Raw genomic sequence first — 12,595 nt, 5'->3', positions numbered from 1 at the left:
GGCATCGACGCCGACCAGTTGCAGAACGTGCCGGACGGGTTCTTGAGCTCCCGCGATGCGGATCCATCCGCCCGCGCCGCTCACCCGCTGGTGGGCGCGGAACTAGACGTTGATGCCGGTGGAGTCCATGAACGTGACCTGGCTGAGGTCTGCGGCGATCCGTTCCGGCCCGGCGCCCTGCCCGCCTTGCAGGGCCGCGCTGAGCCGCTCCTGGCCGTCGTTGTCGATCTTGCCCCGCAGCGTGACGACGCCGATGTCCTCGACCGTGCGGTGCTCGGCATGAAGCCGGGCTGGCTGGTCCGCGTTCCCGATGTCGCTCGCCGTCTCCTCGACCACGTTCAAGCCCCTCACAGGGGGCCGGGGCGCGCGCAGTCGAATCTGCCCCACCCCCGCGAGCGAATGCACCGGCGCCCCGTGTCTAAAACCGGCAAGCTGTGCCGGCGCAGCCCCTTCGGCTTGTCGCCTTGCTCGTCAAGGGCTGAGTGAAACGCCGCCCCAGCCAACTCCCCAAACGATCGCGTAGGTCTGGTCGCCGCCCCTTTCGACGGGGACTGGACGCAGAAGAGTGCGCCTGCCGCCCACACGGCGCGGTAACAGCTGTTACCATACTGGTATGGCCAAGACACAGCTGGGCGCGCGCGTGGACGAAGACGTCGCAGAACTCGCGAAGAAGCGCGCCGCCGACCTCGGACTGAGCATCGGCGACTACCTCGCCCGCCTCGTGCACGATGACACCAGCGGTCTGCGCGCCCGCGCGGTGGACGCCGCCGCCCGGTTCCTGGCCGACCACCAATCCGTCTTCGACGAGGCCGAACAAGCCGAGCAGACGCCCCCCGGAGCGCGCGCCGCCTGATGGAACTGCACATCGAGGTCCCCTGGATCTTGCAGGTCGCCGAGGCCGCCGGAGCCAATGACCCGGCCCCCGACGACTACGGTGTTCCCCTTTCCGCGGTCGCCCGCCACCGGGCCGAGCTGTTCGAGCAGCCCGTTTACGACGGCCCCTACGCCAAAGCCGCCGCCCTGGTGCACACGCTGGGCCGCTGCCGTTGGCTGGAGCGCTCCAACCTCGCCGTCGCCGCTGCCACCGGCGTCATGTATCTCGAGGCCGCAGGGATTCCCGTCAAGCCCGCCCGCGAAGACGCCATCGCCCTCAAGGACCTGCTCTTGGACCCCGCCTGCACCGCCGCGAAGATCGCTGCCCTGCTGCGGGCCTGGCCCACCGCCACCTGAAACAACTCAGTGAGCATGAGCCAGCCGTAGGTCCGCTCGACCGCCCAGCGTTTCGGGATGGGGGTGAATCCCCTGGTCCCGGGCTTGCGTTGTGTGATTTCCATGTCGATGCCGAGGGTGGCTGCGTGCTCGACGAGGTGCTGGCGGTAGCCGCCGTCGACCCACGCTTTGCGGATGCTGGGATGTGCGGCGGCGACCTGATCCAGGAGGAGGGTGCCGGCGACGATCTAGCACATTGAGTGCTTCGTTGTCTTTTGCTTCGGTCAGCGTCGAAAAGCATGGTTGGCCCCAGTGGCTTGGTGCCACGATGGCCGGGTCCACCAACGGGGGTGGCAGTACCGGAAGGACCACATGATGAAGCGCATCCTTGCCTCGTTCGGCGCCGCAGCGGTGCTGGCGGCCAGCGCGGTCGCCCTGACGCCGGCGAGCGCGTCGGCGGCGAGCGGCTGCTGGGGGAACGCGGGCCAGAAGACCGGCCCCGGCGGCCAGACGTACAGCGCTCGCTACTGCCACAACTACCAGGGGAACACCGTGGGACAGGGCAACCGGCTCACTGGCTACCTGTACGCCGGTGACAACTGGTTCGTCTGCCAGACACAGGCGGGCGACAACGTGCCGGTCGGCAACGCCCGTAACAACTGGTGGCTCTTCACCCAAGGCGATGAGGCATACGACGACGGAGGTTGGGGCTGGTTCCCGGCCAACAAGGTCTCGGGCGGCAACAACTACGAGCCCATCCCGGGTCTCAACATCTGCTGACGCCCAGCTGACGGCGGGGTTCCGGCTTCCTCGGAGGAGGGCCGGAACCCCGTCTGCGTGCTTGGCCACGCCTTGTATCGCCCGGAGGTCGCGCCCGAGACACGGGCGGGAGTCAGGGGACGGGGTGCGTCGGCCGCTAGGAGTCTGCTCTACGGTCCGTGGTGGGACAGACGCCGGTAGGGAAGGCTACGAAGGTGGTACGCGGACAGCAGCCGAAGACGCGCGCGCCGTAGCCGAGGGGCGGCATCCGCACCAAGGGCGGGCAGCGGGCCTCGTTCGCCCGTCCCGTACCCCTCCGGCGACAAGGTCCGCCAGGGACCACGCCCTCGCCTACGCCTCCGACGATAGGAAGGCCGGCTTCGACGTGAAGGTGGAGAGCGCCACCTGGGAAGTCATCGAGCCGCGCATGAAGAACGACGCGGTCCTGGCCGGCATCGGCAGCAACGGTGACCCCGACCACTGGGGCAGTTGCGTCGGGCTTGATGGTGGCGTAGACGTCATGCCGCGGAGGCCGACGGGGTGGCGTTTCCCCCGATGGCCGCCTCCTCGCCACCGCCAGCGCCGATTGGACCGTGCGGCCGTGGGATACCCAGACCCACAACCCCGTCGGCGAACCCCTCAGGCATGAAAATGTCTGGATCTACACCGTCGCATTCTCCCGACGGCCGCCTCCTCGCCACTGGCTCCGGGGGCGGGAGCGTGCAGCTGTGGGACGCTCAGACCCATAACCGGGTCGGCGGGGCCGGTGGACTTGGGTCCGACAGCGGGGGTCCACACGGTGGCGTTCTCCTCAGACGGCCGATCGGCGCCCGCGTCCCCTCGCAGGACTGACCACGGTTTCGCGCCCGCCAGAGCCGGTGCGTCAGGAACTGGAGGCGGCCGTGCACCAATCACGGGTGTCGGGGCAACGCCCCAGGCCTGGGTTCGACCGAATAGGGGGCCCGTCAGTGGTGCAGGGCGTGCTCGAGCGTGGGGTGGCAGGGGATGAGAGTGTCGACGCCCACCATGGCGAGGACGCGCTGGACGGGCTCCTGCGCGCCGGCGATGCGCACCCAGCCGTCTGTGCCAGTGACGGCCTGGTGGGCGGTGACGAAGACGTTGATGCCGGTGGAGTCCATGAAGGTCACGCCGCTGAGGTCCGCCACGATCCGCGCCGGCGCGCCGTCGTCTCCGGGCAGCAGAGCCTCGGTCAGGACGTCCTGGACGTCGTGGTCGATCTCGCCCTGGACACTCACCAAGCGGACACCGTCGACGAGGCGCTGCTCTACGCAGAACTGCTCCGGCTGGTCTGCTGTGGCGATGTCGGTCACGGTGTCCTCGGTTGCGCGCGGGCGTGCCCAGGTCAGGGCCTGCGGCATTGATTGTGCCCCGCCAACCGGGGCACATGCTCTCAGACGGCTGTGCGGAACAAGATGCTCCGGGCATGTGCGAGGAAAGGGCGGGTAGGGGCGCACTCGTGAACGCAGAATGACGGCGCCACCAAGCGGACCCCACGCCTCCCGAAGCGCTGGTGCTGCGCCCATCGGACACCTGATCCGGGCCGGCTACGCCCTCGGCGGGGACGACGGCTGCATCGCCGACGCCCGCCGGTGCGCCCTCGCCTTCCTCGCCCAGGCCGAAGTCGACTACCCCGTGTCCGTGTCCGCCCGCGCGCGTGATGTGACCCAGCTGGTCGTCAGCGAGCTGGTCACCAACGCCTGCAAGTACGCCCCGGGCCCGGTCCTGGTGGAGTTGGGCATCACCGCCCGCTTCGTGGACGTCGTCGTGTGGGACAGCGATCCCCTCGTCCCTGCCGCCCGGGCCGCCGATCCCGGCCGGATCGGCCAGCACGGTTTGGAGATCGTCAAAGCCGTCAGCCAGGCCCTACTGGTCGAGCAGGCGCCGGTCGGCAAGCGCATCACGGCCCGCATCGCCCTGTCCGACACGACGGCCGGATCCGTTTGAAGATCGCGGCGGGCTGAGTACACCAGGCCGCCGCACGGCCGGACTGAGTGGTCACGGGCGGGTGCTGAGGTGGCGTACGCGCGGGCCCCACTGCTGCAGGACCGGCGTGGCGCACATCCCCGTTCTCCCCGAGGTACGGGGGTGAGCGTGGGTACCGCCCATCGGCTAGCTCGGCTCGCTGGGCTTCGGCAGTTGGGAGGCTGGCTCCGTTCAGCGCGGTCTTCATGAGCCGAGTGCCCTGCAGCACGTCCCCCTTGCAGCAACGCCGGAAACGAAGCGCGCTCCATGCCGTAGACGGGCGGTGCGGACCGAAAGGAGTTACCCGGACTCTTCCTGCGGAAGAGCGCGGCCGTTGATCGCGGAGGCGATGGCGTAGGCGGTGCGGACGAAGGACTCTGCCTGCTGCGCCGACAGGTTCACCGCGGAGGTCTCCTCCAGGGCCTGCCACATGGCTGCCAGGGGCTCGCGCATAGCGCGGCCCTTGTCGGTGAGGTGGACGACCATGACGCGCCGGTCGTGTGCGGCCGGCTCGCGCACGAGCAGGCCGGCGTCCTGCATGCGGCGCAGGGACTTGGAGACGGTGGAGTGGTCCAGGCCGACGCTTTCGAGCAGTTCGGACTGGGTCTGGCCGTCCCGGTCGAGGAGTTGCATGAGCAGCAATTCCTGGCCGGGATGCAGGTCCATTTCGCGGAGCATGGCGGCGGCGCGGGCGCGGTGGGCGCGGGCGAGCTGGAAGATCGCGTAGCTCATCGGCCCCTCGCTGGCCGTGGAGGGGGTGCGGTGGGTGGAGGCGGGCATGGTGCTGTTCCTCAGACAGTGTGGGTGGGGTAGTCGGTGTAGCCGGCCACTCCGCCGCCGTAGAAAGTCGCCGGGTCGGGGGTGTTCAGCGGCGCGTCAGAGCGTAGCCGCTCGACCAGGTCCGGGTTGGCGAGCGCGAGGGCGCCGACGGAGACGAGGTCGGCCGTGCCGTTGTCGATGTCCTTGGCGCGGGTGGGCAGGTCGGTGCCGGCCCGGTTGAGGATCAGCGTGGTCGGCCACAGCGCGCGCAGGGTGCCCAGCAGCTCCTCGTCCCCCGCTTGGAGGATGTGCAGGTAGGCGAGGCCGAGCGGGCTGAGGGCGCGCAGGAGCGCCGGATACAGCTCGGCTGTGTCGGACTCGGCGATGTCGTTGTAGGGGTTGCCGGGGGAGATGCGCAGGCCGGTGCGGTCGGCGCCGATCTCCTCGGCCACGGCGGTGGCGACCTCGACGGCGAAGCGGATGCGGCCCTCGATGGAGCCGCCGTACTGGTCGGTGCGCTGGTTGCTGTTGTCGGCGAGGAACTGGTGCACGAGGTAGCCGTTGGCGCCGTGGATCTCCACGCCGTCGGCGCCTGCCGCGACGGCGGCCGCCGCGGCGCGGCGGAAGTCGTCGACGGTCGCCACAACCTCCTGCGTTGAAAGCGCACGGGGCGTCGGCATCTCCTGGGGCCCGGACGCGGTGAACATCGCGCCCTGCGGCTGGATAGCCGAAGGGGCGACCGGCTGACGGCCGTGCGGGGTGTTGTCGGGGTGGGAGATCCGTCCGGTGTGCATCAACTGGATGACGATCCGGCCGTCCGCTGCGTGCACGGCGTCGGTGACCTTGCGCCACCCGGCGATCTGCTCGTCATTGTGGACGCCGGGGGTGAGGAGGTAGCCCTGGCCATCGGCGTTGGGCTGGGTCCCCTCGGTGATGATGAGCGCGTGCGAGGCCCGCTGGGCGTAGTACTCGGCGTTCAGCTCGGTCGGTACGCCTTCGGGGGTGGAGCGGTCACGGGTCATGGGGGCCATGACCAGGCGGTGCGGGAGGGAGATGTCGCCGACGGTGGTCGGTGTCCACAGGGCGTTCAGCATGAGTGGTCCTTCGGTGCGGTGATGGTTAGGTGAGGAGCAGGACAAGGCAGAACAAGAGGGAAGGGCGGGCGTGATCAGTCGAGGGTGAGGACGAGCTTGCCCCGGCCATGCCCGGCGTCGCTGACCTGCTGGGCCGTGGCGGCCCGGTCGAGTGGGTAGGCGGTGACGGTGGTGACGAGCTTGCCGGTCGCGGCGTCCTGCGCCAGCGCGGCCAGGCGGGCGGCCGAGCGTCCCTGGCCACCGCTGGAGAAGGTGATGCCGAGCTGGTGTGCGCGGAAGTCGGCGATGGTGACGATGCGCTCGGTGCCGCCGCGCAGGGTGATGGAGTCCTCCAGGGCTCCCTTCCCGGCCAGGTCGAACACCGCGTCCACGCCGTCGGGGGCGAGCGCCCGGACCCGCTCGACCAGGCCCTCGCCGTAGAGCGTCGCGGTGGCGCCGAGCGAGGTGAGGTAGTCCTGGTTGGCGGGGCCGGCGGTGGCGATGACACGCGCTCCGCGGGCCGTGGCCAGCTGGACCGCCAGGGTGCCGACCGCTCCGGCCGCGCCGTGCATCAGTACGGTCTCTCCGGCGGCGACGCCCAGCAGGTCCAGGACCCGCTCGGCCGTCTCGCCCGCCACCGGCAGCGCGACCGCGCGCTGCCAGTCGAGGCTGGCGGGCTTGAGGGCCACGGTGGTGGCCAGCGCGTACTGGGCGTATGAGCCGGTGTCCGACCAGCCCAGCACCTCGTCGCCCACCTGTACGTCCTGCACGCCCTCACCCAGGGCGTCCACCACGCCGGCGAGCTCGGCACCGGGGACGGCGGGGAGCGGCGTGGGGAACGCGGCCTGCATCGCTCCGGAGCGGATCTTGCCATCCAGCGCGTTCAGCCCGGCCGCCTTGACGCGGACGCGAACCTGGCCGGGGCCGGGCTGCGGAACCTCGATGTCCGCCTTGTGCAGCAGGTCGGTGCCGCCGAAACGGTCGAACAGGATGGCCTTCATGACGACTCCTCTCGTGTCGCCACCCATTTAAGTGGCTGGACACATAACTACCGTACAGCAAACATGTGGCTAGCCAAGCATTTGCCGCTGGGGCTCCGCGAGATCGGTCACGGTCGCGTTGGTCTCCTCGGGATGGCCGTCGAAGCGGGAGGCGCCCCGCCAGAGTGCGCCTTGCGCGGCCAGGGGCTACCTCCACCGGAAGCCGGACGGCCGACCAGGCCCCTAGAGCGTGTCTCCTTGATCTGCTGGTCGGTTGATCGGATGCGTCTGTCCGGCGGGTGATCACTGATGCGATGTGGGGCCGGATCGAGCCGTTGATGCCGGCCGATCCGGTCCGTGGCCGGCGATGGGCCGACCATCGTCGAACCCTGGAGGCCATCGCGTGGAAGTACCGCACCGGCTCGCCCTGGCGGGACCTGCCCGACGAGCTCGGCTCATTCCAGACCGCTCACAAACGGCTGCTCAGGTGGGCCGTGGACGGCACCTGGGAAGGGATCCTCGCCGCCTGGCAGCGGCTGACGGTGCTGACGACATCGGCTGGACCATGTCGGTGGACTCCACCGTCTGCCGGGCTCACCAGCACGCCGCTGGAGCCAGGAAAAAGGGGCGCCATTTCAGGCTGAGCCCGATGACCATGCGCTCGGACGTTCCCGTGGCGGCCTGAGCACGAAGGTCCATCTCGTCAGCGACAGCCGCACACGGCCCTTGGTCCTCCGCGTCTCCGCGGGCCAGGCGGGCGACGCGCCGGCCTTCGAGATGGTCATGGCAGCGATCCGTGTTTCGCGAGGCGGGCCGGGAAGACCGCGAACCCGGCCGGACGCCGTCCTGGCGGACCGCGCGTATTCGTCCCGCGCGATCCGTCAGCATCGTCGGCGGCGAGGTATCCGTGCCGTGATCCCGCAGCCCGCCGACCAGGTCGGTCACCGACTACGACGAGGTCGCGCCGGTGGTCGCCCACCCGGATTCGACGCCGAGGCGCACAAGCAGCGCAATGCCGTCGAACGGTGCATCAACCGCCTCAAGCAGTGGCGTGGCCTGGCCCGGCGAACCGACAAGCTTGCCATCGCCTACCAGGCCGCACTGCACCTCGCTGCGATTCTCATGTGGACGCGGCCCTGACTGAGGACCGGAGCCTAGGACAGTGGCCGGCCGCTGTCGGTGCCGCTGACGGCGGCGGTGTTCAGCGTGCTGTCGGAGCGCGCTCCCGGTACGGCGACGGCGCGGACCGGGCGGAACCCGCGGCCGAAGGGAGATCGCCGGCACGGCGGGATCACCCCCGGGGCCCGCCGAGCGCCAAAGGGGAGGAACCCCAGCCGAGGTGCGGCTGAGGTTCCCTCGGATTGTGCGTGTCGAGCGTGTCAGCGCTGCAGAGTGAGGACACCCGGACGGTACGGCCACAGCGAGTAGTCGAGGCCGTTCTGGGTGGCGCCCCTGCCCTGGTAGAGGAACTGCAGGTTGCAGGGGTCGACGGTCTTGGTCTGGTCGGGATTGTTGCGGACCAGGTCACCGTGGCTGATGTCGTTGGTCCAGGTGGCGCCGCTGTTGGCCTTGCCCGCGAAGGGGGCGCTCTCGCTGCCGGCCTGCACGGTCCACGGACCGTTCAGGCTGGAGGCGGTGTACGAGCGGAAGTAGCGCCCGTTCGCGCCCCGCGCCTCGACGATCATGAGGTACTGGTTCTGGCCCTGGACCTTGTAGACCTCCGGCGCCTCGAACACCTTGTCCACGGTGTCGCTGATGACCGTCGTGTACGACGACCCGAAGTTGCCCGGGAAGTTCGCGAGCGGCATGGTCGACTTGTAGATCTTGCCGTTGTCACCGGCGAAGAACAGGTACATGTTCTGGTTGTCGGCGATCAGGGTCTGGTCGAGCGCGCCGGTGGGGGAGTTCTCGGTGCTGGGGAGGGTGCCGGTGAACAGCGGCTGCGGCGCGGACCAGCTGTTGGGGTTGGTGGGGTCGGTCGACGTGCGGTAGTTGAAGGGCCAGCCACCGCTCCACTGGGAGGCCATCACCCAGATGTTCCTGGGCGCGAAGTAGAACAGGGTGGGCGCCACCGCGGTCTGGCTCATGGCGCTCTGGGGGGCGGAGGCCATGTCCGACCAGTTCGTGAAGGCGCCGAAGCCCATCGACTTCCAGTTGCCGTCGGAGTACGTCCCGTAGACCAGGTGCTTGCCCTGGTACGTCACCGTGGTGAAGTCCTTGAGCGCGGCCCACCCGTTCGCCGGCTGGGCCAGTGCCCCGGTCGAGGTCCACCGGTATGTCGACGGAAGGGAACACGTGGTGCCCGAGGCGGACAGGCCGGTCCACTTCTGGTTGCCGCCGCCGTTGCAGGTCGCGATCTCCACCGCAGTGCCGTTGGCGGTACCGGCACCCACGACGCTCAGGCACAGCCCGGACTCCACGCCGACGACCGTACCGTCCGTGTTCACCCGCCACTGCTGGTTCGTACCGCCGGTGCAGTCCCAGATCACCGGCCGGGTCCCGGACGTCGTGGCGTGGCCGGGCACATCCAGGCACTTGCTGCCGTACACGGTCAGCTGGTTGCTGTCCGTCAGCGTCCACTGCTGGTTGGTCCCGCCCCAGCAGTCATAGATCTGGGTGGTGGTGCCATTGCTCTGGCTGGCGCCCGACACGTCGAGACACCGGCCGGAACCGGTGCCGCGCAGGGCGCCGCTGGTGGCCGCCTGGGCGGCCGGGCCGGCGACCAGCAACGCCGCAAGCGAGACCATGGTGGCGGTCGCGGCGGCGATGACCGCGGACCGACGTCTGCGGCTGAAGCCAAGTCTGTGCATGGAGACCTCGTGTTTCTGTGTGCGCGGCTCTGCCGCTCCTCGGAGGCTGTGCGTGGGGTGGGGCGGCGTGACCTCGCATATGTTCGCCATTTCGAACATGGATCGAAGTATCGAGCAAGTGGATAATAAAGATCCGGTCACTCGCGTCAATACTTCTCACAGGATTCACGCGCCGGAGAAGTCACGAGCCGGAAGAAGGCCTGGTACAGCAGCGGTGGCTTGTTCTGAGTGCTGGCTGTGTCCGCGTCGTTCGTAGTGACTAACGGGGGCTTGGTGCCGGCGTCGTCGGCGCCAGGGCGACCAGTGCAGGATGTGGTCGATGGGTGTGGGTCGGCGGTCGGTGAGACGGGTGCATGAGCTGGGAGGATCCGTTTCTGCAATGTCCGTGTCCAGGTGTCGGGCGCGCGGGACGGTGAGGCAGGCGTGGGCTGCCATGGCCAGGATCATGTGACGGTGCCAGCCGGGGGGCGTCCAGCGTCGTGGCGGCGGGACAGTAGGCGATGTAATGGGAGATCTCTTTGAGCCTGCTCACTCTGCGGCGGGCGAGGACCAAGTGCCGACGGTCCTCGCGGTGCCAGGGCCGAACCTCTACACGGGCCTGGTCAAAGATCCGTCGGCCATGGGGTCCTTCACCGCAGGACCGGCGTTTCCCCTTCTGCCGCGGGACAGGGAAACAGCTCGTGCACGGGATGGTCGATGAACCAGCGGGTGACGGCGGTGTCCTGCCTGGTGGTGGCCATGCCGTGGGAAGACGCCCGCCTGCTCCAGCTCCAACCGCCAGCCTTTGCTGTAGCCGTATGTGGTGTCCGCCGTGACCCAGCTGAACGGGATCTTGTCGGCGATGGCCCGGCGGATCATCGGTGTCGATGTGTCCCTTGCGGACCTGGCCGCGCACGGTTGTCGGTGTGTTCTTCGGACGTCATGCGCACCCGCTCCACCGGTACAGTCTCGGTCTGTGCCACGGGGTGTTCCTCTCGTGGAGGGTGACTCGTGTTCGGCCTCGCTGATGTCCGGCCCCGCTTTTCGATGCCGACGTGCATGCGCTCCCCCGAGCGCGTCATGGCGTCCTCGCCCATGTCCGGGCGGGCGGTGCCGGACATGGCGGCCTCATCGGCAGAGTCGGTGCCACCGACGGCGGGGGATGTGTCGGCAGCTACAGCGCCCCGACGCCGGGTGCTGCGCTACGTCAGCTGCTTGCTTCCCGTGGCCACAGGGCGGCGGTACTCGTTGCCAGCGCATAAAGGTGATCGGTGGGCGGCCCAGAGGCCGGCCCGCTCACCCCACCTGCACGACGGCTTTCGGTTTTTGCGATGTGCGCCCAGAGCTCACCCCTCCTTGCTCGGGACGTCCTTCTCCGCGGTGAGCCGCCGGGCGGGCAGATGGCGGGTGAAGCCGAAGCCGCACAGCGTGATGCCGCCCGCCGCGAGGATCGCGGCCTTCAGCCCGTTGAGCTGCGCGGCGGCGTACGCATCGACGAGATGCTGGGCCTGGTCGGGGGGCACCTGCGCCTGTTTCAACGCGGCGGACACCTGGTCGGTCGGCACGAACTGCACCCCGGTCTCGAGCGCCACGCCGACCTGCTGACGTACCGCCTGGGAGATCCGCGGGTCCGCCTCGATCTGCTTGTTCAACGCTCCGGCGAGGGCGGCAATCAAAATGGCGCCGATCAGGGCCGTGCCCAGAGCCGAGCCGAACTGCTGGGCCGTGTTCTGCAGGCCGCCCGCCTCGCTGCGCGCCTCCTCGCCCACGCTGGACTGAACGACGTTGCCCAGTTGCGACGCCAGCAGACCCATGCCGAGCCCGAGCAGGGCCATGGCGAAAGCGAAGGAGAGGTCGTCGATCACCGGCTCGACGGTGGCCAGCAGCCAAACGACGGCCCCGAGCATGACGAGCAGACCGCAGCGCGCCACCGTCCGGGGCGAGGCGGCGCGGGCGAGCGCGGAGCCGCTCATGGCGGCGACCAGCATGGTCGCCGAGACGGGAAGCAGTCGCAGACCGGTCTGGAATGCGCTGAACTCCTGGACCACCTGGAGGTAGAGCGGGATGACGAAGAACAGGCCGAGCAGGACCGTGCTCTGGATCAGCAGCATGAGCAGCCCGGCCCGCAACGTTGGCACCCGGAACAGTTCCAGGCGGACCAGCGGGTCCGCGCCGCGCGCCTCCCGACGCCGCTCCCAGCTGACGAACAGGCCGAGCACCACGCCTCCGGCCGCGACGACGAACAGCGTGGCGGAGAAGCCGAATACGGTAAATGGCGACTCCTTCGGCCGCAGCCAGCCCCAGGAACTGCTCTGCAGGATGCCGAGCACGATCCCCGCCAGACCCACCGCGCACAGCACCGCGCCGACGACGTCGAGCCGCACCCGCCGGGCGGCCTCCGGGGGCACCTCGATCCAGCGCAGCAGCGCGAGGATTACGACGACCACAACCACCTCACCCACGAAGACCAGCCGCCAGGTGAGATAGGTGGTCACCCATCCGCCCAGGAGCGGCCCGACGGCGATGCCGACGCCCGAGAGCCCGCCGATGACCCCGTAGGCCAGCACACGATCCCGGCCTCGGTAGGATCCCGCGACCAGCGCCGCCAAGGCGGGCAGGACGATCGCGGCGCCCAGGCCTTCGATGACCGACCAGCCCAGCGCCAGCACCCACAGCACCGGCGCAGCAGCCGTGATCGCCGAGCCGAGCCCGTAGACCACGAGCCCCAGACCGAAGGCGCGGCGGCGGCCGAGCAGGTCGCCGAGCTTGCCCCCGGTGATCATGAACGCCGCCATCACCAGCGCGTACAGGGCGATCACGGTCTGGATTGCGGTGACGGTGGTGTGGAAGTCCTCCACCAACCGGCTGATGGACACGTTCATCACGGCGGTATCGAGGACCATCAAGAACTGGGCCGTGCCCAGCACGGCCAGCGCCTTCCACTTTCCCATTGTCTCGGGCTCCCTAGCGTCCGCCTGCCGGACCGGTCTACACGTCGCCTCCATTTCTGCACGGGGGCGAACGTCGCGCATCGCGGCGGTGC

Annotated in this window: 11 protein-coding genes and 4 pseudogenes; 6 read left to right on the top strand and 9 right to left on the bottom strand. The window is 69.5% G+C overall.

Features of this window, described 5'->3' with window-relative positions; all coding sequences use genetic code 11:
- Positions 1–102: 102 nt before the first annotated feature.
- Positions 103–336: an STAS domain-containing protein gene (locus tag ACGFSH_RS32160; RefSeq protein ID WP_393354713.1), complete on the bottom strand. Its 234-nt coding sequence runs from the start codon at positions 334–336 to the stop codon at positions 103–105.
- 277 nt (positions 337–613) lie between these two features.
- On the opposite strand from ACGFSH_RS32160, the gene ACGFSH_RS32155 reads away from it, so the two are divergent.
- Both ACGFSH_RS32155 and ACGFSH_RS32150 read left to right on the top strand, forming a co-directional pair.
- Positions 614–853, top strand: coding sequence for a hypothetical protein (locus ACGFSH_RS32155; protein WP_256916653.1), 240 nt, complete (start codon positions 614–616; stop codon positions 851–853).
- Positions 853–1,230 (top strand): fic family toxin-antitoxin system, toxin component, encoded by a 378-nt coding sequence (locus ACGFSH_RS32150; RefSeq protein ID WP_393354711.1) that lies wholly within the window; start codon positions 853–855, stop codon positions 1,228–1,230. The genes ACGFSH_RS32155 and ACGFSH_RS32150 overlap by 1 nt, the downstream gene beginning before the upstream one ends.
- 11 nt (positions 1,231–1,241) lie before the next feature.
- Here the strand turns inward: ACGFSH_RS32150 and ACGFSH_RS32145 are convergent.
- Positions 1,242–1,454: pseudogene (locus tag ACGFSH_RS32145) on the bottom strand (IS5/IS1182 family transposase); the annotation flags it as partial.
- A 130-nt stretch (positions 1,455–1,584) separates the two neighbouring features.
- On the opposite strand from ACGFSH_RS32145, the gene ACGFSH_RS32140 reads away from it, so the two are divergent.
- The gene (locus ACGFSH_RS32140; protein WP_393354709.1) at positions 1,585–1,989 is read left to right on the top strand and encodes a hypothetical protein; all 405 of its coding nucleotides are present in this window, start codon (positions 1,585–1,587) and stop codon (positions 1,987–1,989) included.
- Between the two features lie 239 nt (positions 1,990–2,228).
- Positions 2,229–2,446 (top strand): annotated as a pseudogene (locus ACGFSH_RS32135) (ABC transporter substrate-binding protein); the annotation flags it as partial.
- Positions 2,447–2,933: 487 nt separating this feature from the next.
- Here ACGFSH_RS32135 and ACGFSH_RS32130 read toward each other — a convergent pair.
- A complete protein-coding gene (locus ACGFSH_RS32130; RefSeq protein ID WP_393354707.1) occupies positions 2,934–3,299 on the bottom strand; it encodes an STAS domain-containing protein in 366 nt (121 codons plus the stop codon).
- A 157-nt stretch (positions 3,300–3,456) separates the two neighbouring features.
- Between ACGFSH_RS32130 and ACGFSH_RS32125 the strand changes: the two genes are divergently transcribed.
- Positions 3,457–3,933 (top strand): ATP-binding protein, encoded by a 477-nt coding sequence (locus tag ACGFSH_RS32125; protein WP_393354705.1) that lies wholly within the window; start codon positions 3,457–3,459, stop codon positions 3,931–3,933.
- A 318-nt stretch (positions 3,934–4,251) separates the two neighbouring features.
- Here the strand turns inward: ACGFSH_RS32125 and ACGFSH_RS32120 are convergent, their stop codons facing one another.
- The 3 genes from ACGFSH_RS32120 to ACGFSH_RS32110 all read right to left on the bottom strand — a co-directional run bounded on the left by ACGFSH_RS32120 (position 4,252) and on the right by ACGFSH_RS32110 (position 6,784).
- The gene (locus ACGFSH_RS32120) at positions 4,252–4,731 is read right to left on the bottom strand and encodes a MarR family winged helix-turn-helix transcriptional regulator (protein WP_393354703.1); all 480 of its coding nucleotides are present in this window, start codon (positions 4,729–4,731) and stop codon (positions 4,252–4,254) included.
- Positions 4,732–4,742: 11 nt separating this feature from the next.
- On the bottom strand, positions 4,743–5,804 hold the full coding sequence (locus ACGFSH_RS32115) for an alkene reductase (RefSeq protein WP_393354701.1): 1,062 nt from the start codon (positions 5,802–5,804) through the stop codon (positions 4,743–4,745).
- A gap of 74 nt (positions 5,805–5,878) precedes the next feature.
- A complete protein-coding gene (locus ACGFSH_RS32110) occupies positions 5,879–6,784 on the bottom strand; it encodes an NADP-dependent oxidoreductase (RefSeq protein ID WP_393354699.1) in 906 nt (301 codons plus the stop codon).
- Positions 6,785–7,077: 293 nt separating this feature from the next.
- Here ACGFSH_RS32110 and ACGFSH_RS32105 point away from each other — a divergent pair.
- Positions 7,078–7,903 (top strand): annotated as a pseudogene (locus ACGFSH_RS32105) (IS5 family transposase).
- Positions 7,904–8,142: 239 nt separating this feature from the next.
- On the opposite strand, the gene ACGFSH_RS32100 reads toward ACGFSH_RS32105, so the two are convergent.
- The 3 genes and pseudogenes from ACGFSH_RS32100 to ACGFSH_RS32090 form a co-directional block, all read right to left on the bottom strand.
- Positions 8,143–9,573 (bottom strand): non-reducing end alpha-L-arabinofuranosidase family hydrolase, encoded by a 1,431-nt coding sequence (locus ACGFSH_RS32100; RefSeq protein ID WP_393354698.1) that lies wholly within the window; start codon positions 9,571–9,573, stop codon positions 8,143–8,145.
- Positions 9,574–9,906: 333 nt separating this feature from the next.
- Positions 9,907–10,431, bottom strand: a pseudogene (locus ACGFSH_RS32095) (IS701 family transposase); the annotation flags it as partial.
- Between the two features lie 467 nt (positions 10,432–10,898).
- Positions 10,899–12,503: an MFS transporter gene (locus ACGFSH_RS32090; RefSeq protein ID WP_393354696.1), complete on the bottom strand. Its 1,605-nt coding sequence runs from the start codon at positions 12,501–12,503 to the stop codon at positions 10,899–10,901.
- Positions 12,504–12,595: the final 92 nt, after the last annotated feature.

The organism is Streptomyces sp. NPDC048481, assembly GCF_043200075.1.
GTDB lineage: Bacteria > Actinomycetota > Actinomycetes > Streptomycetales > Streptomycetaceae > Streptomyces.
The sequence above is the reverse complement of the archived record's forward strand: the minus strand, read 5'-3'. Positions and strand labels throughout refer to the sequence as shown.

Excerpts from the sequence above, each read along its gene's own strand:
- ACGFSH_RS32140 (WP_393354709.1), top strand. The coding sequence starts at position 1,585 with ATGAAGCGCATCCTTGCCTCGTTCGGCGCCGCAGCGGTGCTGGCGGCC.
- ACGFSH_RS32150 (WP_393354711.1), top strand. The coding sequence starts at position 853 with ATGGAACTGCACATCGAGGTCCCCTGGATCTTGCAGGTCGCCGAGGCC.
- ACGFSH_RS32120 (WP_393354703.1), bottom strand. The coding sequence starts at position 4,731 with ATGCCCGCCTCCACCCACCGCACCCCCTCCACGGCCAGCGAGGGGCCG.
- ACGFSH_RS32125 (WP_393354705.1), top strand. The coding sequence starts at position 3,457 with ATGACGGCGCCACCAAGCGGACCCCACGCCTCCCGAAGCGCTGGTGCT.
- ACGFSH_RS32090 (WP_393354696.1), bottom strand. The coding sequence starts at position 12,503 with ATGGGAAAGTGGAAGGCGCTGGCCGTGCTGGGCACGGCCCAGTTCTTG.
- ACGFSH_RS32115 (WP_393354701.1), bottom strand. The coding sequence starts at position 5,804 with ATGCTGAACGCCCTGTGGACACCGACCACCGTCGGCGACATCTCCCTC.
- ACGFSH_RS32110 (WP_393354699.1), bottom strand. The coding sequence starts at position 6,784 with ATGAAGGCCATCCTGTTCGACCGTTTCGGCGGCACCGACCTGCTGCAC.
- ACGFSH_RS32155 (WP_256916653.1), top strand. The coding sequence starts at position 614 with ATGGCCAAGACACAGCTGGGCGCGCGCGTGGACGAAGACGTCGCAGAA.
- ACGFSH_RS32100 (WP_393354698.1), bottom strand. The coding sequence starts at position 9,573 with ATGCACAGACTTGGCTTCAGCCGCAGACGTCGGTCCGCGGTCATCGCC.